Source organism: Streptomyces coelicoflavus (assembly GCF_045041415.1).
In the GTDB taxonomy this organism is placed as follows: domain Bacteria; phylum Actinomycetota; class Actinomycetes; order Streptomycetales; family Streptomycetaceae; genus Streptomyces; species Streptomyces coelicoflavus.
Window position 1 is genome coordinate 4,000,854 of record NZ_CP108218.1, and the last position, 22,639, is coordinate 4,023,492.

At 69.7% G+C, this 22,639-nt stretch carries 21 protein-coding genes; 7 read left to right on the plus strand and 14 right to left on the minus strand.

Annotated features, from left to right (window positions below):
* Positions 1-364 precede the first annotated feature (364 nt).
* From OHA99_RS17595 to OHA99_RS17610, 4 genes are all read left to right on the plus strand, one after another.
* Complete coding sequence (locus tag OHA99_RS17595) at positions 365-1,321, plus strand: hypothetical protein (RefSeq protein WP_405696621.1); 957 nt, start codon at positions 365-367, stop codon at positions 1,319-1,321.
* On the plus strand, positions 1,318-2,010 hold the full coding sequence (locus OHA99_RS17600; protein ID WP_405698967.1) for an ATP-binding protein: 693 nt from the start codon (positions 1,318-1,320) through the stop codon (positions 2,008-2,010). Before OHA99_RS17595 ends, OHA99_RS17600 begins: the two co-directional genes overlap by 4 nt.
* Before the next feature lie 811 nt (positions 2,011-2,821).
* Positions 2,822-3,193 (plus strand): plasmid mobilization protein, encoded by a 372-nt coding sequence (locus OHA99_RS17605; RefSeq protein WP_405696624.1) that lies wholly within the window; start codon positions 2,822-2,824, stop codon positions 3,191-3,193.
* A gap of 4 nt (positions 3,194-3,197) precedes the next feature.
* A complete protein-coding gene (locus OHA99_RS17610; RefSeq protein WP_405696627.1) occupies positions 3,198-4,868 on the plus strand; it encodes a relaxase/mobilization nuclease domain-containing protein in 1,671 nt (556 codons plus the stop codon).
* Here OHA99_RS17610 and OHA99_RS17615 read toward each other — a convergent pair.
* The 7 genes from OHA99_RS17615 to OHA99_RS17645 all read right to left on the minus strand — a co-directional run bounded on the left by OHA99_RS17615 (position 4,856) and on the right by OHA99_RS17645 (position 11,875).
* A complete protein-coding gene (locus OHA99_RS17615; protein WP_405696630.1) occupies positions 4,856-5,284 on the minus strand; it encodes a helix-turn-helix domain-containing protein in 429 nt (142 codons plus the stop codon). The genes OHA99_RS17610 and OHA99_RS17615 overlap by 13 nt on opposite strands.
* Positions 5,166-6,317 carry a hypothetical protein gene (locus OHA99_RS17620; protein ID WP_405696633.1) on the minus strand — a complete coding sequence of 384 codons (1,152 nt, stop codon included), beginning with the start codon at positions 6,315-6,317 and terminating at the stop codon, positions 5,166-5,168. The genes OHA99_RS17615 and OHA99_RS17620 overlap by 119 nt, the downstream gene beginning before the upstream one ends.
* Before the next feature lie 68 nt (positions 6,318-6,385).
* Entirely contained in the window at positions 6,386-7,705 is a 1,320-nt protein-coding gene (gene murA, locus OHA99_RS17625) for a UDP-N-acetylglucosamine 1-carboxyvinyltransferase (protein ID WP_405696636.1), read from the minus strand.
* A gap of 88 nt (positions 7,706-7,793) precedes the next feature.
* Positions 7,794-8,585 (minus strand): class II aldolase/adducin family protein, encoded by a 792-nt coding sequence (locus OHA99_RS17630; protein WP_405696639.1) that lies wholly within the window; start codon positions 8,583-8,585, stop codon positions 7,794-7,796.
* Positions 8,586-8,597: 12 nt separating this feature from the next.
* Positions 8,598-9,287 (minus strand): hypothetical protein, encoded by a 690-nt coding sequence (locus tag OHA99_RS17635; RefSeq protein WP_405696642.1) that lies wholly within the window; start codon positions 9,285-9,287, stop codon positions 8,598-8,600.
* Positions 9,284-10,396: a glycosyltransferase family 4 protein gene (locus tag OHA99_RS17640; protein WP_405696645.1), complete on the minus strand. Its 1,113-nt coding sequence runs from the start codon at positions 10,394-10,396 to the stop codon at positions 9,284-9,286. The genes OHA99_RS17635 and OHA99_RS17640 overlap by 4 nt, the downstream gene beginning before the upstream one ends.
* A gap of 663 nt (positions 10,397-11,059) precedes the next feature.
* Positions 11,060-11,875 carry an ATP-binding protein gene (locus OHA99_RS17645; protein WP_405696648.1) on the minus strand — a complete coding sequence of 272 codons (816 nt, stop codon included), beginning with the start codon at positions 11,873-11,875 and terminating at the stop codon, positions 11,060-11,062.
* Positions 11,876-12,309: 434 nt separating this feature from the next.
* Here OHA99_RS17645 and OHA99_RS17650 point away from each other — a divergent pair, with 434 nt between their 5' ends.
* The 3 genes from OHA99_RS17650 (at position 12,310) to OHA99_RS17660 (ending at position 14,986) form a co-directional block, all read left to right on the plus strand.
* Positions 12,310-13,191, plus strand: a complete 882-nt coding sequence (locus OHA99_RS17650; protein WP_405696651.1) for a helix-turn-helix domain-containing protein — start codon at positions 12,310-12,312, stop codon at positions 13,189-13,191.
* Positions 13,188-13,424, plus strand: a complete 237-nt coding sequence (locus tag OHA99_RS17655) for a DUF397 domain-containing protein (RefSeq protein WP_328561351.1) — start codon at positions 13,188-13,190, stop codon at positions 13,422-13,424. The genes OHA99_RS17650 and OHA99_RS17655 overlap by 4 nt, the downstream gene beginning before the upstream one ends.
* A gap of 245 nt (positions 13,425-13,669) precedes the next feature.
* A complete protein-coding gene (locus tag OHA99_RS17660; RefSeq protein WP_405696654.1) occupies positions 13,670-14,986 on the plus strand; it encodes a helix-turn-helix domain-containing protein in 1,317 nt (438 codons plus the stop codon).
* 238 nt (positions 14,987-15,224) lie between these two features.
* On the opposite strand, the gene OHA99_RS17665 is transcribed toward OHA99_RS17660, so the two are convergent.
* From OHA99_RS17665 to OHA99_RS17695, 7 genes are read right to left on the minus strand one after another with little or no spacing between them, the layout of a single operon-like run.
* Positions 15,225-16,646, minus strand: a complete 1,422-nt coding sequence (locus OHA99_RS17665; protein ID WP_405696656.1) for an NADH-quinone oxidoreductase subunit N — start codon at positions 16,644-16,646, stop codon at positions 15,225-15,227.
* Positions 16,643-18,148: a NuoM family protein gene (locus OHA99_RS17670; RefSeq protein ID WP_405696658.1), complete on the minus strand. Its 1,506-nt coding sequence runs from the start codon at positions 18,146-18,148 to the stop codon at positions 16,643-16,645. The genes OHA99_RS17665 and OHA99_RS17670 overlap by 4 nt, the downstream gene beginning before the upstream one ends.
* A gap of 5 nt (positions 18,149-18,153) precedes the next feature.
* Positions 18,154-20,031: an NADH-quinone oxidoreductase subunit L gene (locus OHA99_RS17675; RefSeq protein ID WP_405696660.1), complete on the minus strand. Its 1,878-nt coding sequence runs from the start codon at positions 20,029-20,031 to the stop codon at positions 18,154-18,156.
* Complete coding sequence (locus OHA99_RS17680; RefSeq protein ID WP_061441631.1) at positions 20,028-20,333, minus strand: NADH-quinone oxidoreductase subunit K; 306 nt, start codon at positions 20,331-20,333, stop codon at positions 20,028-20,030. Before OHA99_RS17680 ends, OHA99_RS17675 begins: the two co-directional genes overlap by 4 nt.
* A complete protein-coding gene (locus OHA99_RS17685; RefSeq protein WP_405696663.1) occupies positions 20,330-20,899 on the minus strand; it encodes an NADH-quinone oxidoreductase subunit J in 570 nt (189 codons plus the stop codon). Before OHA99_RS17685 ends, OHA99_RS17680 begins: the two co-directional genes overlap by 4 nt.
* Positions 20,900-20,913: 14 nt before the next feature.
* On the minus strand, positions 20,914-21,843 hold the full coding sequence (locus OHA99_RS17690) for an NADH-quinone oxidoreductase subunit H (RefSeq protein WP_405696665.1): 930 nt from the start codon (positions 21,841-21,843) through the stop codon (positions 20,914-20,916).
* Positions 21,836-22,633, minus strand: a complete 798-nt coding sequence (locus tag OHA99_RS17695; protein ID WP_405696667.1) for a hypothetical protein — start codon at positions 22,631-22,633, stop codon at positions 21,836-21,838. Before OHA99_RS17695 ends, OHA99_RS17690 begins: the two co-directional genes overlap by 8 nt.
* Between the last annotated feature and the right edge of the window lie 6 nt (positions 22,634-22,639).

Below are 22,639 nucleotides of genomic sequence, written 5' to 3' on the forward strand. Positions count from 1 at the left end.
TCTGACGTGGGGTGTTGTGTTGTAGCTTCGTCACTCACCGGACGTCAACGGCTTGCCAGTGTGATCCTTCTGGCTTCACGTCCAGAACAACTATTTGGTCAACGGCCGATCGTGACCTACCGTTTTCACACCGCCCTCGCCGCCCCGATTCCCGACGGCATTTCTGCCGACAGAGATTCGGCAGGTTGGGGCTGGACTTGTGCCGCCTGGGTGTGGCTATGTTGACGACACCCCCCGGAAAGCGCGACCGGCTCTCAGTCAGCCTCGCGTCAACGGCCGGCCAACTCCCCAGCCTTTGCCGTCACGACCGACGGTGAGCCATGGGTGCCCGCCCATCGGCCACCGAGTGAGGAACACTCCGCTCTTGGCACGGATCCGCACCATCAAGCCCGAAGCCTTCGTCTCCGAATCCCTCGCCGTCGTCACCCTGACCGCCGAGCGCACCTTCTTCGGTCTGCTCACCCAGGCCGACGACCAGGGCCGCTATCGCGACCACGCGGCGATCATCGCCGGTCAGCTGTGGGTTCTGCGCCCGGAGCACACTCCCGCCGAGGTCGAAAAGGATATCGCCCAGCTCGCCGACGCCGGCCTGGTCTGCCGGTACAAGGGCCCGGACGACAAGCGCTACCTGCACATCGTCACGTGGCACAAGCACCAGAAGATCAACCGTGCCAGCAAGAGCCGCATCCCGGCCTGCCCTCGCCACAATGATCCAGACGGTGCCCCGGGCGGCACCGAGGCTGTCGAGGCGGTGACACCCGCGCCGTCCGTAACGCACGGAGTCGTCGCGGACCATGCGCCGAACCCTCACGGAGGTGGCAGTGAAGGGGCACGGAACCCGCACGGTCCCTCGGCCCAAAGGGAAGCAACCAGCAAACCCACAGGTCAGGAGGCATTCAGTGAGCCCTCACCTGAACCTCATGGACTCGTGCTTGAGGCCGCGGTGACACCTCACGGTCCGGATCTAGGACCTAGGATCATGGATCTAGGATCTACCCCTTCGGGGGGCGCAAGCGCCCCCGCGGCCAGCACCGTCTCGGCCAAGCAGCTCATCGCCGAATACAGCGCGGCATGCGCCCACCGCCCGCCCCAGGACGTCCTGGGCCATCTCGGCCGAGAGGTGCGCAAGCTGCTCGCCGAAGGAATTGCTCCCGACCACATCAGGGCAGGGCTCGTCCTGCACAGGACCAGGGGCAAGCACCCCAGCATCCTGCCGAGCCTGGTGCACGAGGCCATGAACGCCGCCCTCGCCCAGCCCGTCATCCACAGGGCGTGGACAAACCCCGCCGACCTCGAAGCCGCCTACGGAGAACAGCTCTGACCTCCACCCTCACCCGCGAACCCCGGCACGTCGGCCCGCTCGCCGACCGTCTGAACGGCATACTGGCGGGCCGCGGCATCGACCCCGGCGCCGTAGCCACGGAGCCGCCCGCCGAACCCGTCACCGCCTTGGAGCTGGCCGACGCCCGCATCCCGGCCCGCTACCGCCGTGCCCTCGCCGACCACCCTCAGATCATCGCCTGGGCCGACCACATCGCCCATGCCGGACGCCCCGGCCCGAGTGGGCCCGGCATCGCCGAGGGTCCCTCCCTGCTGATCGCCGGCCCCACCGGCACGGGCAAGACGCATCAGGCGTACGGCGCCGTCCGGGCCCTCCTCACCCGCGGGGTCCGCCTGCGCTGGGAAGCCGTCACCACCGCCGACCTGTACGCCCGCCTGCGTCCCCGTGCCGGCCACGACGCCGAACGCGACCTGCAGACCCTGGCCCGCAGCCCACTGCTGCTTTTGGACGACCTCGGTGCGGCCAAGACCAGCGAGTGGACCGAGGAGCTGACCTACCGGCTCATCAACCACCGGTACGAGCACCTGCTCCCCACTCTCATCACGACCAACCTCCCCACCGCCGAGCTGCGCACCACCCTCGGTGACCGCGTCGCTTCCCGCCTCGCGGAGATGACCGACCGCGTCATCCTCAAGGGCCCTGACAGACGACGTCACCGCTCCCCCTGACGATGGAGGAAGACCGGATGACGGAAGGGCAGTCTGCGAGCGCGCGTCCTTTCACCAGGAGGACCGGCCTCGTGCCGCGTCGAGGACCGAGCGAGGGTGTCGGGGGCCGGTCCTTAATGGCCGGGGACCGGACGGCACATGCGAGGACCGAGCATCCCGGTCCGGGACCGTGGCCGCCCCAGGTGGGGACCGGTCCTCACCAGACATCGGGGACCGGTCCCGTACGTCTCGGGGACCGGTCCCCGACGGTCCCGTCGGACACGAGAACGGTCTCCTGGCAAAGCAGCAGGTCACAGCCCCCAGGCGGGCGGAAACAACGGTCCTGCACCGCGAATGACAGTCAATCGTGAGAGAGGACCGAGCCCTGCCAGGTCCCGGTCCTGCCGAGGACCGAAGACCTGCACAACGCGGTCCGCGGTCCCCGAGCGTGATGCGCAGAGGAAGAGAGGATCGGTCCCCGCGGACCGCTCCAATCTGGAGCCCACCCCACACGGTCCCGTAACGAGCCCGCCCGGTGCCAGCCGCGCACGGCCGCCACTACGGGTTCTCACCACGGAACACCCACCCAGAAAAGCGACCCATGCACCAACCGCATCAGCACACTCCCGACGACGTGCGTCAGGAGGCCACCATCTCAGCCTCCGACGGAGCAAGTTGTCGGGTAAGGAGTCCTTACCCGCCCGCCGCCTCTGGAGCGGCGAAGGTGTCCGGCGCGGGGGCGCCGGACACGGCCGGCCTTGGGGGGCCGACCAGGGAAGGGGCCATCGCGTCGCCTTCACACACCACGCAGCAGCCCTCGCCGCGTCGCCGCTTGCGTCAGACGCGTCTGCGTGAGCGCCGCGTCCATCCTCGCTACAGCGATCGTGAGTTCGCCGATCTGCAGCACGCCGCCGCCCTCAGCCGGATGGCGATCGGAGGTTACGTCGCCGAGGCGTCACTGGCCGCTGCCCGTGCCGAAGACCCCACGTCAGCCGTCGCCGACTACCGGTCGATGGTGAAGGCTCTGATGGCCGCCAACCGGCAGCTCGGTGGCGTCGGCAACAACCTCAACCAGCTCGCCTGGCACCTCAACAAGGACGAACCCTGGCCTCAACTTGATGCGGTTCGCAGCCTCCTGGAGCGCGTCGAAACGGCCGTCGCACATGTCGACAGTGCTGTTGCGCAAGTCGTCGAGGGTAGGTGAGCTGGTGATACCGAAGATCATTCTGGGCAAGGGCAGCACCCGCCGCCTGATCGCCTACCTCTTCGGCAAGGGGACGGCGAACGAGCACGTGGACCCGCACGTGGTCGCTTCCTGGAACGGCTTCGCGCCGGATCCAGGGCGCAGCCCACACCGAGTCCCGAAGGATGTAGAGAAGCAGCTCTCCACGCAGCTTGACCAGCCCGTTGCCATGCTGGGCCATCAGGCGCCCAAGACGACCGTCTGGCATTGCCCGGTCCGTGCCGCCCCCGAGGACCCGATCCTGACCGACACGCAGTGGGCCGAGATCGCCCGTCGGATCGTGGCCGCCGCCGGTATCGCTCCAGTAGAGGACGCCGAAGGCTGCCGCTGGGTCGCGGTCCGCCACGCGGACGACCACATCCATATCGCCGCCACCTTGGTGCGCCAGGACGGCCGTCGCCCCCGCCGCGATCACGACATCCGAGCCGTCCAGCGCGAGGCACGAAGGATCGAGAAGGACTTCGGACTGAGACGGCTGAGGCCCGGCGACGGCACCGCCGCCAAGCGCCCCACAAGCAAGGAGCACTTCAAAGCCAAGCGCCTGGGACAGGACACCACGGCACGGGACGTTCTGCGCACGCGCGTACGCCGGGCCATGGCCGCCGCCTCCTCCGAGACGGAATTCTTCACATTCCTGCAGGTCACGGGCGTGAAGGTCCGCCCTAAAACGGCGCCGTCCGGCGATGTGACCGGCTACAGCGTCGCCCTGCCCGGCGACACCAACAAGCAACAACAACCGGTCTGGTACTCGGGCTCAACTCTCGCCGGCGACCTCTCATTACCCAAGATCCGCCAACGCCTCTCCGCGACCACCCCAGAGCCTGTCGTCGGTAGGCCAGCCAACCCGTGGCATCAAGCCACCGCCGCCACCGAACGCATCCCCCACCACCTCACCCACAGCTCCGACGAGGTGGCCCAAGGACAGATGGCAGCTCTCGGCGCAGCCCTCGACCTGCTCCCCCTGACATCCCCGGCCGAGGCGCGAGGCGAACTCGAACAGTCGGCCATCGCGTTCGAACGCGCGACCCGGTCCCGCATCGCCGCCGACCACGCAAGCGCTCGCGCCCTGCGCCGCAGTGTCCAAGCGATCTGGAACGAGCCGACGCAAGGTGGGGACGGTGCCGGCCTGGCGATGCTGCTGGACGCCGCGCTCACCGCCGTTGCCTATGCCATGCACTGGCACCGCACCCGGCAGCACGCCCAGCAGCAGGCAGCCGCCGAAGCCACCTTGGTCCGCCTGCAATCCGTGTACGCCCAGGTCTCGGAGCCAGTTCTCGTCGCCCTGGCCGCCCGAGCCCCGAGCCCGCAGGCCAAGCACCGGTACGCCTATCACCTGCGACGGGCCGCCCCCGAGCACGCCGAACACATCCTTGGCGACCCGGCCTGGAACTCCCTCGCCACCGTCCTCGCCGAGGCGGAAGCCACAGGCCACGACGCTTCCACTCTCCTGGACCAGGCCCTCGCCCAGCGCACGCTCGACGACGCTCACAGCCCCGCCCGCGCGTTGACGTGGCGCATCCGACGCCTCGGTGAGCGCCACGTTCCAGGCCCACGAGCCCAGGCAGTGAAGGCGCGCCACATCATGGGTCCCGGCGTGGACCCGTCTCGGCCGCATCGCCCTGGTCAGCGGCGCTGATCAAGTGCCTCGGCTTCTGCGAGGAGGCGCGAGGCAGGGTAGCCGTACGCTCGGCACACAGCAGCGAGCATGGTCACCGTCGGATCGGTCACCGCTCGTTCCATCCGTGACAGCGTCGAACGACTGACACCACTGCGCCGTTCGACGTCGTACACGGACCAACCACGTTCGGTCCGCAGGGCGAGGAGCAGGCGGGCCAGCTCAGTCTTGATGCACGTGGTGCCGTCCGCGGGGGCGGGTTCCTGTCCCGGAGATGTGGCTGGTGCGTCCGGCTTCTTCAGCGATCCGCCGCAGTTGCTATGAGTCGATGACGAGTGGCTGGCTTCCTTCGAGGCGGCCGGACCAGTAGCGGTCGGCGTTGTCGCGCGAGGCCCGGACCGAGATGACGAGCCGCTGGGAGACGTTGTTGCGGTCACGGATGCTGAGGGCTCCCTGGACAGTGGCGGTCCGATGCTCCGCGTTCCAGTCGACGGAGCCGATCGCGGGCACCCCGAGCCATACGAGGCTGCTGCGGACGTCGTCGCTGGTGACCGGCGGCGGGACGGCGGAGGCGCACAGGGCGCGCTGGCCGGTTGGGCAGTGGTTGGCGGCGCAGGTCGGGCCGGCGTGGATGCCGTGGATGTCGGAGCGCCGCAGTACGTGAGCCAGTGCGCAGGAGTTGGTCTGGTAGATGGGATGGTCGGGGTAGCGGGTGGGGAGCGTCTCCAGAAGGTCCCAGGTCTGGCGGGGCCACACGGCGTCCGCCGATTCGAGGGGGAGATCCTCGGAGCCGAGTGCGGGCCACAGCTCGGTCATCTGCTCACGGGCACCGCGTTTGACCTTCAGGCCCACTGCGACGGTGCAGGTCGAGTAGCGGGCAGCCCAGTCCAGGACACGGGTGATGGTTTCGGGGGCGGCGTTCGCCGGCATCAGCGGGCGCCAGTAGTGGATCACGGGAATGCCGCGCACATGCAGGCGCGGGAACGTGGCGTGCAGTGCCTTGTGGTCGATGCCGCGCTCGATGTCGGGCCCCAGGCCCGAGTAGCTGAGGTACACGATGACGGGGACACCGGCCGCCCGTGCGTCGGAGATGGCGTCAGCGACCTCGTCCGTGACGGCGCATTTCGTGATCAAGCACACCGGGTTGCGTAAACCCATGGCGACCAGTTCGCCGAGCAGGGCGACGAGGTGCGCTCGGGTACGCGGCGTCGACAAGGCGTCGGTGCAGGTGTAGAGGGCGAGCACGGCCTGCGGGTGGAAGAAGGGGCTGGCCTTGAGTAGCTCGGCCGTCTGTCGCGGGGTCGCCAGCTCGGTCGGTTTGACGAGGGTCTGCTCGCGGTCACGTAGGTAGCAGTAGCCGCACGCCTTCGGGCACCCCTGGACCGGGTTTACCGCCAGCCAGGTTTCGTGCTGGTCGATAACGGGTTCCCAGATGCGTTGCGTCGGCAGGCTCGGTACGGGAGTGCGCACGGGCTGGTTCCTCTCGGGCCGGGTCCACGCTGCCCGCCCGGCTTTGTACGGGCAGGCGACGCGGATGGTCAGACGGGCTGAGTGGTGATGCGCGCGCCGACAGCGGCCAACTTGGCGACGGGCTCCTCGTAGCCGCGTTCCAGGTAGCGGGTGCCGCTGATCGTGCTGGTGCCGTCGGCGACCAGGGCTGCGAGGACGTAGCCGAAGCCGGCGCGCAGGTCGGGGATGGTCAGGTCGGCAGCCTTGAGCTTGCTCGGTCCGCTGATCTTGGCGGTGTGCAGGAAGTCCCGGTTGTGCCAGCGGCAGGCGGAAGCCCCCAGGCAGCGGGTGGTCAGCTCGATCTCGGCTCCCATGGCACGGCCGAGCTGTTCGGCGTAGCCGAAGCGGTCCTCGTAGATGGTCTCGTGGACGACGGAGGTGCCGTTCGCCTGCGTGAGCAGGACGGTGAGGGGCTGCTGCCAGTCGGTCATGAACCCGGGGTGGACTCCGGTCTCGATGTCGGTGGCCCTCAGCTCCCCGCCTCGGAAGAACTCCAGGCCGTGCTCGGTCTCGGTGAAGTCGCCACCGATGTGGCGCAGGACGTTGAGGAAGGTGATCAGGTGGTCCTGCCGGGCGCCGCGTACTTCGATGCGCCCGTCCGTCGCCACAGCCGCTGCCGCGAACGAGGCGATCTCGATGCGGTCGGCCACGGTGCGGTGCTCGACGCCGCGGAGCGCTTCGACGCCGACGACGGTGAGCGTGCGGTCGGTGTCGATGGTGATGAGGGCGCCCATCTTCTGAAGCATCAGCACCAGATCGACAATCTCAGGTTCGACGGCCGCGTTGGAGATCACCGTCGTCCCCTTGGCGAGGACCGCTGCCAGGAGCAGGTTCTCTGTGGCCCCCACCGAAGGGAACGGCAACTGGACGTGTGCGCCCGTGAGCCGGTTCGCGCTGACCTTGACGGAGCCGGGGCGGTCGACGGTGTCGGCGCCCATCTGATGCAGTCCTTGGAGGTGGAAGTCGATGGGGCGCTTCCCGATGGTGCAGCCGCCGGGCAGTGGAACCACTGCCTCGCCACGACGGTGCAACAGCGGTCCCATCATCAAGATGGGGATCCGGTTGACGCCCGAGTACATGGACGACAGCGACGTACTCATGGCCTTCGGCGTGTGCACCCGTACGGTGTGCTCGCCGAGCCAGGTCACCTCGGTGCCGAGCTCGGCGAGCATGCCGAGGACGATGTCCACCTCCAGGATGCGGGGCACGCCGTGCAGCACACAGGGTTCGTCAGTCAGGAGCGTGGCGACGAGTTCCTTGGTTACGGCGTTCTTCGCCCCGGACGCCTCGACTGTGCCGCGCAGCGGTACTCCGCCCGTGATGCGGTAGGCGTGGCGGTCAGTGGCCATTGGACGTCCCTTGAAGGTCTCGCTATCCATCTCGTGGTGTTTCCTGTCTCGCTGAGTCGGTGATAGGAGACGGAAAACGGTGCTTCGTCTAGATCAAATCCCGTCTCGTGAGATACGACGATACTGGTGTGGTCATGGTTGCACCGTCGTGACTCCGCCGTTCGGTCCGGTACAGGCGATTGGGGTAGATGGTTCCGTCCGTCAGTTGCGCCTGGAGCAGGGCGGTGCGTGAGGTCTCTTCCAGGCGCAGCATCAGGTCGGCGGTCTCCTCTAGGTGCCGGCCAACGGTGAACGCGCCGTGGCGGTAGAGGGTGAAGGCGAGTCCGTGGCGTTTCAGTTCGTCGGCGCGCGGGGCGATGACCTCCTCCAGTTGCGGTCGGTAGGCCAGCAGGTTGACGGCGGCCACCTCCGGGCGCTGCACCATGCCCTCCGGCAGGTCCAGCGGCACCGGGTCAGCCAGGAACTCGGCTTTCACCGTGCTGTCATCGGCGTGCAGGCAGGGGATCTCTCCGAAGGTGTCGGCGCGGTTTGTCACGCTCGGTACGGGCAGTCCCAGGGACGCGAAGGCCAGGGTGTAGGGAGCGTGGGCGTGCACGATCGCACCGGCGCGGGGCAACATCCGGTACAGATCCAGGTGGGTGGGAGTCCCGGATGCGCCCAGGCCGCCGGTCTGCTCGACGATCGCTCCGTCGGGCGCGAGGGCGACGAAGTCGCGCACGCTCACCTTCCAGCGGTCGAAGGCGAGCCGGGTGCAGGACATGAGTACGTTCCCGTCCGGCAGACGCACGGACACCGCGCCGCCGGCCGGGTTGAGCACTTCCCAGGCGAGCAGGTCGTCCACGATTCGTGCGAGGTGTTGACGTTCCGATTCGTAGAGCATGACGTGACTCCTTCACGTGTCGAGCTGGAAGCCGGCACCTGGCAGGCGCACGGCGCTGTGCGGGGGAATCCACGCGGTGGGGACGGTGACTCCCGCGTGCAGGACGGCCCCGGCACCGACGACAGCTCCGGGGCCGAGAGTGACGCGAACACCTGCGCGGACGCCGCTCGCGACGATCGCTCCCCACTTCGGCTCACCGGTGTCCATCCGGCGGCCGTCCGGCAGGGCGAAGTGGACGGGCCGCGAGGGCCGGAGCATGTCGGGGTTGGACAGCACGCAGACGCCGATGACGAGGCCGGAGGCGAAGTAGGCGTCGCATCCGATGACGGCGCATCCGATGGTCGCCCGGTGCGACAGGACGCTTCCCCGTGCCAGGACGCTGCGCGAGATCTCACAGCCGTACCCGATGTGGACGTCCCCCGAGACGACTGTTCGGCCGCGTACGGTCGAGTACTCGTGGACCCGGGCTCCGGGGCCGATCACCACATCGTCGTGCACGTTGGCCAGCGGTGAGATGTAGGCGCTCGGATGAATGCGCGGACGACCGTCCAGGGCCTTGTCGACGAGGTCGTAGACGGCCCCGGCGATGTCGCCGATCTCGACGATGGGCCTGCTGTCCAGAGCGTCGACACCCCAGTCCTTGAGGAGGGGGTCGTCGCCCAGGCGCAGGACCTCGCCGAGAAGAGGGCCGGGGGCCGTCACGGTGCTGCTGCCAGACAGCGCGGCGCCTGACCCATCACCAGCGTCAGATACTGGGCGGCGCAACGTCCCGGGGTGTACCAGGCTTCGGCCAGCGCTCGGGCCGCTCTGCCCATCCTGGCCAGTGCCTCGCGGTCGAGCAGTGCGTCGGTGAGGGCGGCCACGAGGTCCCACGGATCGTCGGGGTCGTAGACCATGCCGGTCAAGCCGTCCAGGACCAGTTCCGGACTGGCTCCGGCCTGGGGCACCAACGCCGGGACTCCGGCTCCGGCCGCGTCGATGACGGCGCGGCCGAAGCCCTCCTGGACGGCGGCGGTGGCCAGTAGGTCGTATCCAGTGAGCCGCTGAGGCAGGTCGTCGGCGTAGCCCACGAAGCGGACTGGCGCCGCGAGTTCGCGCGCCAGGGTCTCCAGCTCGGCCTGGTGCGAGCCTGCCTCGCCGAACACATCGAGCCGCACCGCGGTGGACAGGCGGGGGTCGGCGACCGCGCGCACGAGGTGGTCCGTCCGCTTCCACGGCACGGTACGGGCGACGGAGGCGATGAGGAGTCGCCCCGTGGCCGGTCGGGTGCCGTTGGGAACGGTGGCGGGGATGGCGACGCCGTTGTGGATGGTGCTCACATACCGGGCTCGCGGGGCGTGGACGCGGAACGCGGCAGACGACGCATGGGAGATGCCCACCCACACGGGCACGGAGGACAACAGATCCCACGGCAGCTCGCCGACGGTTCGCCCGACCATGGAGCCGGTGCCCGGGTCGATCACCCGGAGCACCTGGTCGGCGTTGACCACGTGCCGGATAACGGGGATGACCCGGGCATGCGGCGCCAGAGCCACGTCCGCGGCTGCAGTGCGGTGGTTGGAGATCACCACTACGGGACGGTCGTCGGCCGGTGCGCAGGCACGGACGAACGCCTGCTGGTAGGCGCCCCAGTCCGAGACCTCGTGTACGCGGGCGGGGGAGCATCGGCCGGCGGCCGGGCCGCCCCGGCGCCACCACACCACCTCCACGCTGGGCACCAGCCTGGACAGGTTGTCCGCCAGCTCGACGACGGAGTTCTCCGCTCCTCCGCGGGCGGTGGTCACCCAGGTAAGGACGACGTGCGGAATCACGACTGCCTCCTTCAGGGGAAGCTCTGCAACGGGATGGGATGGGCCTAGCTGCTGACCTGACGGCACCACGGCTCGGGCCGGCGTGGAGATCAACTGTCAGTACATGCAGTCGGCGTGCAGCTTCTGCACACGGGGCCTACTGGGTGGGAGAGCCCAGGTGGAGGCTGAGCGCCGAGTGAGGGGCCGGCACGGGTCGGCACCGATCCACCGCCCGGCGGAGCGGCTTCGTGGGAACGAGCCGGTCACTTGCGCACGGACGGAGCCAGTACGGTCCAGGAGACGTGCGACTGCTGAGAGCAGGCAGGGTGATCGTGTGCGAGGCGCCGACGCACACCGCGTGGTCGTGCGGCTTCCACGCCTCCGCCGAACCGGGCGGGACCAGCCAGTAGAGCCAGCCGCCGCCCGGATCGTCGATGACCGGCCCGCAGCCTCGCTGGACCTCGTCCATCAACACGGCCACGGCGTGCCCCTCGACCCCGCCTCCTGTGATCACGACATCGAAGAGGTCGCCTCCGAGCGGGACCCGAGTGCCTCGCCCCGTATCGAGGTCGAGTAGAGCGCGGACGCGAGCAGCGAGATCCGCCATGTCTACAGCCACGGGGCCAGTGGGACTCTCCGCATCGACCAGCTCCGGAACAAGCCAGGACGCCGAACGGGCAGTGGTCACGGTTGCACCGGCCCGGGCGCCATCCTGGCGCGCACGGTCTTGCCTTTGTGCTCCGGCGAGAGGAAGCAGGTCACCACCGCACCGAGCCGCCGTACCTCCCACAGGCCGCGCCCTACGCCGCCCGCCTGTGCCCTGTCGAAGTCGGGAAACGACGGGTTGGGATCACGTACGTCGATGACCAGGTGATCGGCCTCGTCGAGCCGGAGATCAACGGTGATCCGCTGGTCGAAGCGGTCGCCAACGCCGTGCTCGACGCCGTTCTGCACGAGTCGCCCGACCACGTCCGAGGCTGCGTGGACCGAGCCTTGCCACCCCATGACCGTGAGTCCGGTGCGAGCGATCGTCCGGGCTCGGATCGCGGCGCTGCCGTCACCCGGCAGACTGATGGTGGGGTACCGCCTCGACACCGGCACAGGTGGGGGGTTGGTTGCCAAAGCGATGTCGTCTCCTTGGTGGAGTGAGAGGGTGCACCAGGTCGTCGCACCGTCGGCGCTGACTCCCCAGGCGTCAGACATGGCATGGACGAGGAAGAGGCCACGGCCGGCCTCCTCGTGTGGGGCGGCATGCCGAAGCACTGCGAGGTTCGCGGAACCGTCCCGCACCTCGGTCACCAGGTCAGCAGCGGTGAGATAGAGGCGGTAGCGGATCTCCGCCGCCTGCCCGTGCCGGAGGGCGTTGGTGACCAGTTCGGTCGTCAGCAGCTCCTCGGGCGTCACCAGGTCGGGCCGCTTCCAGCGGTGCAGGGCCGCCCGCACGACCCGGCGGAGACGGCCGGGCCACAGGGCGTCCCTTTCGGTGATACCAGCAGGCACCGAGGCCGGGTCTCGGACAATGCAGAGTTCATGCCCCGCCCGCGCCCCGAGTGGCCTGGTGGCGTCAGCGTGCGTGTGCGTCGCGGTCGAAGACATACCTGTACCTCCGGGAGCTCACGGGGATCGAGCGAGAGCACGGCAAGGCAGCGCATTCCACCTGGGCCAGTCACGCTGCGCTGCGGCCCAACTACTCTGTTGCACAGCAGAGTTGCCATGCAATGGCGCATGCAATTTTCACGGCAGATGGCATATGCGATGGAACGGACTCTTGTCTGTGCAAGCAGAACCGGGGGTGGCAGACTCCCGACCTGGGCATCGGCAAGGGGCGCTTGGGGCCGCCTGAACCAGGCTCGGGGAAGCTCGAACCAGACTCGGGGACGGTCGGACCCAGCCCGACCGGAGCGTGCCCTCGGCATGACAGGAGAGGAAGGCCAGTGGCCGCACCGAAGGGACCGACCAGTCGGCGGGTGCACATGGGCAAGGTGCTCGCCAAGATGCGCGAAGACCTCGGTCTGCGCCGAGAGGACGTTGCCTCCGCCCTCGGCTTCTCCGCCGAGAAGCTGTGGCGTGTGGAGAGGGGCAGGACCAGCCTCCCGAACCCGAAGGACCTTAAGGACCTTCTCGCTCACTACGGGGTAGACGACCACGAGGTCGTCGACAGCCTCCTGGTCATCCACCGGGAGTCTCTGCAAGAGGGCTGGTGGGTGCCGTACACACCGCACCTGACCAAGGGCATGCGCGAGTACGTCGGAATGGAGACCGACGCGGTGTCCATCGCGGCCTGGCAACCCTCACTGGTCTTCGGCCTTCTCCAGACGGAGAACTACGCCCGCGAACTACTCCTGTCCGCGAAAGCCGTGGACGAGACGACCACCGAGTTCATCGACGCCAACGTGTCCTTGCGCATGGAGCGCAAGGCCCTCATCACCAAGGCCGAGCCCCGAGACCTGTGGGTCATCATGGGCGAGGACGCTGTCCGCAGCACGATCGGCAGCCGGGAGGTGATGGCCGAGCAGTACGAGGAGATCAAACGCCTTGCCTCCTCGGACCACGTCACCGTCCAGATCCTCCCCGCCGCCTCAACCGGTTACCGGGCCAGTCAGAACTTCGCGGTCCTGGACATGGGCGAGCCGCTGGGACGGATCGTCCAGGCGGACCAGCCCGGCGGGCAGGCCAGCGTCACTGACAAGAGGCCCGATGTCGGCAAGTACTCCCGCAGGTTCGACGCCCTGCGGGCCGCAGCGCTCGCGCCCCACGAGACGCCGCGCTTCCTCGATGAAGTCCAACGGGAACTCGAAAGAAAGTTGACACCGTGACCACTACCCACACGAAGGCTGCAGACCTGGCCTCCGAGTGCGCCTGGTTCAAGTCCTCCTACAGCAGCGGCGCGGAGGGGAACTGCCTCGAAGCAGCCGACCTGGCGACCGACATCGCCATACGCGACTCGAAGGACAAGAAGGGCCCCGGGCTCGTGTTCCCGAAAACGTCGTGGGCCGCCTTCACGGCCGGCGTCCGCGCCGACGCACTCGGGACACGCCTGAGCGCCTGACCCGCGAGTTGCCGCGAAGTCCATGGTGGCTCTCCTCGGACGGCGAGGCGAGCCACCATGGGCATACAGCGGCTTCCAGCACGGCCGGGCGACTGGGCAGATCGCAGTGTAGTGAAACCCCTCGGCCCAGAAGGCGGCCCGGACACTCCAGTCCTGCCGTATGCAGATCCTGCACACGGCATCGACGAAGTTCCTGCCCGATCCGTACGGTTGAAACCCCGTTCAATGACCGTTCGGGAGAGCTGATGCTCATCACCGAGTTAGGCGTCTGGTCCTCCCCGGAAGCCCGGAGCCTGGTCGAGCAGCATGATCCCGGCGGGCCCATCCGACTCGGCCGACGACACCGAGGGTGGCGTCAGACCGATCTCGGCTCCCGTATCGGTTGCTCGGCCTCCACCGTGTCCCGGCTGGAAGGCAGCAGGCGCATCGCTGACATGCGCCTGCTCCGGGCCGCCGCCTCTGCGGTCGGTCTGCCCTCAGCTCTGTTGGCGGCTGCCTGCGGTTTCGTCACCGGAGCAGCGCCCACCCGCACTAGAGTGACGGCGGACGTTCCCCGTGACGCCGAGGAGGACCCGATGCGCCGCCGTACGCTGCTCGCCGCCGCGGGGACGGCCGTACCGGCCTCTCTGCTCCTGGCCGTCGACGACGCCCTCGCCGACACCCCCGCACCCTCCGGGAGCACGGTGCCGACCGATGCCCGGCTCGCCCGCGCACGCCGACTGTTCGAGGCAGGGCAGCATGCCGTCCTGCTCCGCGAACTCCCGGGCCTCCTGGGCGACGCCCACAACGCCGCGCGCTCCCACTCCGACCTGGGCCATGCCCGCCTTTCCGCCTGCTACACCCTGGCCACGCAAGCCCTCGTGAAGATCGGGCGATACGACCGGGCTCGGATCACGGCCGATCGGGCCACGACGTATGCCTCACTGTCCGGTTCGCCTCTGGCGGCAGCTGCCGCAGCCAGGGAGCTGGCGGTTGTCCTGCGCCACCAGGATCAGACGGCCACCGCACAACGTCTCGTCCTGCGAGCCGCATCCGACGTCGAGGCCACGGGGCTCACCACTGAGGCCCAGGCGGCGGCCTACACCCAGCTGCTGTGCACTACGTCGTACACGGCAGCACGAGCGGGTGACCGCGGCCAAGCCTTGGACATGATCTCCGAGGCCCGAAACGCGGCACGTCGGCTCCCCGCATCGCCGCCCGCAGACCGGTTGTTCCGGATCTCGCCGCCAGCGGTTGACCTCTACGCGGTGGGAGTGCACTGGGCCCTGGGTGACGCCGGCGCGGCACTCGAAGTCGGGCGGGGACTGCGAGCGGAACTTTTTCCCACGGCCGAGCGCAAGAGCCGGATGCACACCGACCTGGCTCGTGCGTGGTGGCAGTGGGGCAAGCCCGAACAGACGGCCCAGGAGCTACTTGCAGCACTACGGGTCAGCCCCGGAGAAGTTCGCGACCGGCCCGCGATCAGAGACATTGTGACCGCCTTGGGCTCGCGACACCCTCGCGCATCCGGCGTCCGAGACTTGACACGGGCTGTCGCTGCCAGGCCCGGGACGAGTGATTGACCGTGTTCTGAATGACGGCGGACCTCAGAAGCTGTTTCCAGTGATCCCAGGTTGAGCACGCGCGTGTGGTTCCGAACTGTTCCTCGAGGTCCCTGACTGTGTGTCCCTTTTCGGGACAGGCGTCGTGTCCCGACTCGGGACAGACCCCTTGTCCCTTCTCGGGACAGGCTTCCTACTCCAGTGACACACTCGCCGCCCCCGGCCCTCCGACTCGGCCAGCTCAAGGACGCTCGGAACTTCACGACAGCAGCGGTCCCTCGACGACGGTGAGAACGGCCTGCCCGGCGATGCCGAGCGTGAGGGAGAGGACTGCTGCCAAGTAAGCGGTGACAGCGGGCCAGCGTCCCGCGCCCGCGTGTGTGTCGGAGGGTGCAGTGTCGGTGGTGAGGAACAGCGGGCCGAGCCAGCGCAGGTAGTAGAAGAGCGAGGCGACGGTGTTGGCGACGGCCAGGGCGGCGAGCCAGGTGTAGCCGCCGTCGATAGTCGCGCTGAAGATCTCCAGCTTGCCGAGGAAGACGCCGGTGGGCGGCGTGCCGACCAGACCCAGCAGACAGACGACGAGTACGGCCGCGAGGCCGGGGCGCCGGCGGGCCAGGCCCCGGTAGTCGGCCAGAGCACGGGCCTGCGGCAGTGCCGATACGACGGCGAAGGCGCCGAGGTTGGTGACGGCGTAGGCGGCCAGGTAGAGCAGCAGGCTCCGCTGGGCGAGGTCGCTGCGGGTGGTGACGGCCAGGGCCATGAGGAGGTAGCCGACCTGGCTGATCGTGGAGTAGGCGAGCAGGCGTTTGACGGAGCTCTGGAAGAACGCCGCGAGATTGCCCAGGGTCATGGTGACCGCGGCGAGAATCGCGAGGAGCAGCGGCCAGTTGACGTCGCTGTCGGCGAGTGACTGGTGGAGCAGTCGGTAACCGGCGATCAGACCGCCGACTTTGGGCAGGGTGGTGACGTACGCGGCGACGGGTGCCGGGGCCCCGTCGGTGACGTCGGGCACCCAGAAGTGGGCCGGTACGGCACCGATCTTGAAGAGCAGGCCGGCGAGGACGCCGACGAGTCCGACGGCGACGAGTCCGTACGGTGCGGAGGGCAGGGTCTTGGCGAGTTCGCTGTAGTGGGTGGCGTGACCGGCGCTGTAGAGGAGCGCGGTGCCGGCCAGCATGGTGATGCCCAGCAGGGCACCCATCAGGTAGTACTTCAGGGCGGCTTCGGTACCGGGAGCGTCCTTGGCGAACCCGGCGAGTGCGTAGGCGGGGACGCTGGCGAGTAGGTAGGCCGCGAAGAGCATCAGCAGGTCGTTCGCGCCGGTGAGGGCGAGCGTGCCGGCACCGGTCATCAGGAGCAGCACCCAGTACTCGGCTTCGCGTTTATGGCCCCGTACGGTCTCCGCCGACATGCCGATGATCAGCAGCAGAGCGGCGAGCACGATGAGCCGGCCGGTGTCGGTGGCGGTGTCGACGGCGAACGCGGCGGCGAAGACGGCCTGTTCGCGGTCGGTGGTCATGGTGACGGCGGTGGCCGCCAGGCCGGTCGCGCAGGCGGCAGCCGCGAGTACGGCCACGAGCCACTGGCGTCGGCGGGGCAGCCAGGAGCCGGCCAGGAGGCCGATGACGGCGGCGCCGAGAAGGGCGATCTCGGGGATGAGGGCGGCCAGGTTCTCGTTCACCGCGCGACCAGGCCCGTCAGGGTGCGGCCGGCGGGTTCGATGACGTCCAGCAGCCAGCGCGGCGCGATGCCGATCGCCAGAGCCACCGCGAGCAGCGGCACCGTGGACAGCGCCTCCGTGTACCTGAGGTCGCGGACACCGCCGGTGGGAATGGTCTCGGGCAGGCGGGGGGTGCCGAGGAACATGCGCCGCAGTGCGGTCAGGAACAGGGCGGCGGTGATGAGGATGCCGGTCACGGCGATGGCCGTGGCGATGGCGTGGGAGGCCAGGCTGCCGGTGAAGATCTGGAATTCGGCGATGAAGCCGGAAAAGCCTGGAATGCCGAGGCTGGCGAACGCGGCGACGGCGGTGACCGCCGCGAAGCGCGGGGCGTGCGCGGCCAGGCCGGAGTACGAGTCCATCGTGTAGGTGCGTCCGCGGTCGTAGAGCACCCCGGCGAGCAGGAACAGAGCGGCGGTGATCAGTCCGTGGCTGACCATCTGGGTGACGGCTCCGGTCACCGCCAGGGTGCGCGCCTGGGCGTCGCTGCCCGCGAGTGTCCCGGCGGCACCGACGGCCAGGACGATGTAGCCCATGTGGTTGACCGACGTGTAGGCGATCATGCGTTTGAAGTCCGTCTGCGCCAACGCCACCAAGGCCCCGTAGACGACGGACACGGCGCCGACGATCACGATGACGAGCGCGTAGTGGCGCCAGCTGCCGGGCAGCAGGGGCATGGCGATGCGGACGAACCCGTAGGTGCCCATCTTCAGCAGGACTCCGGCGAGGATCGCCGAGCCGGTGGCGGGGGCGTCGGTGTGGGCGGGCGGCAGCCAGGTGTGGAAGGGCACGGTCGGCGTTTTGACCGCGAGACCGACGCCGATGGCCAGCAGTACGAGGCCCGCGTACAGGCCGCGTCCGGCGAGCGGGTTCACGCGGGTGAGGTCGACGATGTCGAAGGTGTGCGGGTCGGCCGCCAGGTAGAGGCCGATGAAGCCGAGGAGGAGGGCGAGCGAGCCGACGAAGGTGTACAGGAAGAACTTGAGCGCCGCGGCCCGGGCTCGTTCGCCGTGTCCCCATCCCGCGATGACGAAGAACATGCCGACGATGGAGAGGTCGAAGAAGACGAAGAAGAGGATGAGGTCGAGGGCGACGAACAGACCAATGCTGACGGTCTGCAGGAACAGGAAGAGGCAGACGTAGGAACGTACGCGCCGCGTCTCGCGCAGGGAGTGGACCGCGACGGCCAGGAACAGGAGGCAGGTCAGAGCGACTAGGGGCAGGGACATGCCGTCGACGCCCACGTGGTAGCCGACTCCGGCGCTGGGGATCCAGCGCGCCCGCTGCTCGTACTGCATTCCGCCGTCGGTGTCGTAGCCGGTCCACACGCCGATGACCAGGGCCAGGTCCACGGCAGCGGTGGTGATCCACACCCATACGTACGCCCACTCGGGGAGGGTGCGCGGCAGGAGCAGCAGTACCGCGCACACCAGCAGCGGCAGGAACGTGACGACGGTCAGCACAGGGATTACCTCACCAACAGGATGATCAGGACCAGTACGGCGAAGCCCATGGCGGCCTGGGCGTAGTACTGGTGCAGCAGTCCGGTCTGTGGACGGCGCGCCCACCGGCCCAGGCTCCGCGCGCCGGCGGTGACGGCACGGACGGTGCCGTCGATGCCGCCGTCGTCGAGACGGCGCGCGAGCCTGGACGCCGCGAGGCCGCCACGGGCGGTCTGCCGTACGGCGCCGTCGACGACCCGATCGTCGAAGTCGGCCAGCATGCGCGCGAGACCCAGCACCGGGCGGACCACGACGAGCCGCGCGGCCCGCTCCAGGTACAGCCACCCGTGAGTCCATCGGACGGCCGCGCGCGACAGCCCTGCGGGTGCCGGGCGGGGCGCCCACCGCCAGGCCAGGCCGACGGCGGCGAGCGCCACACCGGCGGACAGTCCGAGTTCCCACGGCTCGGGGGACGGTTCGCCCTGGGCGCCGACCAGCCCCTTCAGCCAGGACGCCGGTCCCGGCAGGGCCAGTACTCCCAGGAACGCCGCGGCGAAGGTGAGGGCGAGGAGTGGGGCGGGTGTCGAACGGGCGACGCGACGGGTGCCGCGCTCCTCGGTGTCGTATCCGAGTTCCGCGTCGGTGGGGAGGGGACGGGTGACGTACCAGACGGCTTTGATGCTGTACACGGCGGCGACGGCCGCCGCCGCGAGGCCCACCGCGTACAGCGCGGTCGACTCGGTGCGGGCGGCGGCGAGGACCTCGTCCTTGGCCGCCCACAGGGAAAGGGGCGGCAGCCCGGCCAGGGTGAGGGCGCCCACTGTGAAGGCCACGCCGACCAGGGGGTGGACGCGGGCCGCGCCGCGCAGTGCGGGCAGTTGCTTGGTGCCCAGCGCGGTCAGCCAGGCGCCCGCGGCGAGGAACATGGCCGACTTGGTGGCGGCGTGGGCGACGAGCTGGGTGGTGCCCGCGGCGGCGCCGCCGCTGCCCGCGGCCAGCACCATGAAGCCGATCTGGGCGGAGGTGGAGGCCGCGAGGAGCTGCTTGAGGTCGGTCTGGGCCACCGCGACCAGCCCCAGGACCAGGGCGGTGGCCGCGCCGGTCCAGGCGACCAGCGGCCCGGCCCAGGCCGTGGCGTCCAGCAGCGGGACGAGGCGCAGCAGCAGGTACGCGCCCGCGGCGACCATGGTCGCCGAGTGCAGCAGCGCCGAGACCGGGCTCGGGCCCTGCATGGCGCGCGACAGCCAGAAGGAGAACGGCAGTGCCGCAGACTTGCCGAGGGCGGCCACCACCACGCCTGCGGTGATCACGTGCAGCCAGGGCGCGTCCGCGTCCGGGAGAGCGTCCAGGCGCAGCGAGCCGATGCCGCCGGCCATCGCGGCGCCGGCTGCCAGGTACAGGCCGAGGTCGGCGGCGCGGGTGGTAAGGAAGGCGACGTCGGCGGCCTCCGCCCGCTCCGGCTGCCGCCACCAGTAGCCGATCAATGCCCAGCTGGTGGCCCCCATCACTTCCCAGGCCATCAGCAGTAGCGGCAGGGTGGTCGCCGTGACGGTGACGAGCATGGCACCGGCGAAAAGCAGCATGAGCCCGAAGAACCGGCCCCTGTTCTCGTGGGCGGCGAACTCCCCTCCGGCGAAGACCAGCACGACGGTGGTGACCGCGGCGACGGTCACCACCATCACCGCGGACAGGCCGTCCACCGCCAGTCCCGCCTCCATCCCGGCGAACAGCGGCGCGCTCGCCTCCGGCCGGGTCAGCGCGGCGGCGACCGCCGCACCGAGCGTGACCACGGCGACCGCCACACCGGCGGCGGGAACCAGGCCGCCCCGGCGGGGTCCCGTGAGGGCGAGCACCGCTCCCCCGCCCAGGGGGAGAGCGATGAGCAGCCAGAGCACCGCGCTCATCCCTTCAGATCCTCGGCCATGTCGGTCATGTCGACCTGACGGGCGCGGTAGATGGCGGTGGTGACGGCGAAGCCCATGGCCATCTCCACGGCCATCGCCACCACGGCCGCCACGATCACGACCTGGCCGCTGCCGGCGGCGGGAGCGAGGAAGTACCAGAAGTCGGCGGCGGCGACGATGACGCCGCCGATCATCAGCTCGATCCCCATCATGATCATGACGATGGACTGCTGAGAGAGGGCACCGAACAGACCGGTGCAGAAGAGCCCGGCCGCGAGGACCAGCAGGAGTTCGAACGTCATCGGCCCACTCCCCCGCCGACCGGGTCGTTCGCGGGCCGCTGATCGAGGTCGTCTCCGAAACGGTCGTACCGGCCGCGGCGGGTGGCGAGGACGGTGGCTCCCACCATGGTGGCCAGGAGAGCGAATCCGAGCGTGACCATGGTCAGCATCTGGTCGCCCATCAACGACATCCCGACCTGGAACGTGGTGTCCTCGGGCCGCGCTCCCGTGCGGTCGGGCCACGGCACCAGGAAGATCCCGGCGACCAGGGCGGTGAACACGAGGCCGCTGATGACCAGTGAGCCGCGCTTGTTGTGCAGCATCGACATCGGCATCAGACCGGCCGGATTCATCATGTACGCGATCATGAACACCGCCATGATCACCATCTCCATGACCATCATCAGCACGATCACCACGCCGAGGTACGGCAGCCGCAGCACGGTCACCACCCCGCCCACGCACACCAGGGAGCCCAGGAGGGCGAAGGTGACCCGGGCCATGGAGTTCAGGGTGAAGACCAGGACGCCGCCGGCCAGGGCGAGCACGCCCAGTACCCACAGCAGCACCGTGCTCGTCGTGCCCATGACGCGTTCCTTTCCTAACGGGTGAGACTGACCAGGGCCGGCACCAGGGCCTGCAGGACGGACAGCGGCAGGAGCACCACCCAGGCCAGTTCGACGTACCGGTCGGCGCGGACCATGGGCAGCCGCCGCAGCGTCCACACCAGCACCGCCAGGACCAGCAGGGTCTTGACCAGCGTCCAGGCCCAGGCAGGCAGCCCCGGCCCGGCGCCGCCGCCCAGGAACAGCGGCACCGCCATCGCGGCCCCGGCCGCCAGCCACAGCCACCGCCCTGCCTGCAGCAGGAGCCGGTCCACTCCGCTCGTCTCCCCCAGTACGCCGTCGGCGATGTCACGGCCGGCCGGATACGCGAACGGACCCAGGAAGCTGAAGGCCAGCACACCCGCCAGGTAGAGGACGAAGGCCAACGGCATCCACACCGCGTACCACAGGCCGTGCTGGGCAGCGGCGATGTCGGTCACCCGCAGCGACTCGGCGCCCGTGGCGGCCGAGATCAGCGCGAACATCAGCGGCAGTTCGTAAGCCAGCCCCAGTGCGAGGAAGCGGTAGCCGCCGACCAGGGAGAAGGCGGCGTTCGGGCCCCAGCCGGCCAGCCACAGCCCGACCCAGGTCAGCACCTCCATGGCGTTGAACCACACCACCCCGACCGACAGATCGGCGACGACACGGTTGCCGAACGGGATGACCAGCGTGGACAGCACCGCGGCCACCGGGACGGTGATCACACCCGCCCGCCACAGCAACCGATCCGGTGCAGGCAACCGCCGCGGCTGCGCCAGCAGCGCCCGCGGCACGGCGAGAAGCGGCCGCACCGCAGTACCGGCGGTGATCCGACGGCCCGCGTCACGGGCCTCCAGTGCCGCGTCGGCCGCCACGGCCAGCACCGCGAAGCCCAGCAGCATCGCCGGGGCGGCCATCAGCGCCCACCACGTCCCCGCCTCAGCCACGGGCCACCTCCAGCCGACACGCGGTCAGTTCGTCCGGGTCCGGGTCGAGGCTGGCGACGACGAGACGGGCCGCACCCAGTTCGGCCCCCACCAACAGGCGGGGAAGCAGCTTCACCAGGGCGGCCGACGGCGGGCGTTCGGCGTCCCACCGACCGCGCGGGCTCTCCTGCGCCACCGGATCGAGCGGGGCGGTCGCGTCCAGCTCCCGTACGGCGTCCATGACCTCGGTGAGCCATTGGCGGTAGCGGGCCGGTACGTCCCCGCCGGCCGCCCGTACGGCGGGACCGGTGACACCGGCGGCTCGGGCGTCGGCCGCGCTCAGCAGACCGACGCCTCGCGTCAGCCAGTACAGGGTGCGTGACCGCCCGACCCGCCGGGCGAAGCGCTCAGCCCGGGGCAGGATCGCCGAGGCGGGCGCCTCCTCCAGCAGGTCGTCGCGCAGCCGCCAGGCCGTCACCGCCTCGGCGGGCCAGCCGGCCACCGACAGCAGTCGGCCCAGGCTGTCCAGGTGCGCCGCGGCCCGCCGCCGGGCCGCCTCCCCCACGCACACCGGCTCGCCCGTGGTGGCTCGCAGCCACGGCCGGCTCCAGAAGGGGTCGGCTGGTCTGCCGGCGGGCGGATCGTCGAGGTCGGCACGTTGGACGACGTCGCCCTGAAGCACCACGCGAAGGGTCAGGCCGGCGGGCCAGTCGGCCAGGAACGGACCCAACGGCACGTGCAGGCGGTCCAGCGTCAGACCGTCGCGGTCCTCCCCCTGTTCGGCCATGGGCAGTCCGCCCGGCATCTCCATGCCACC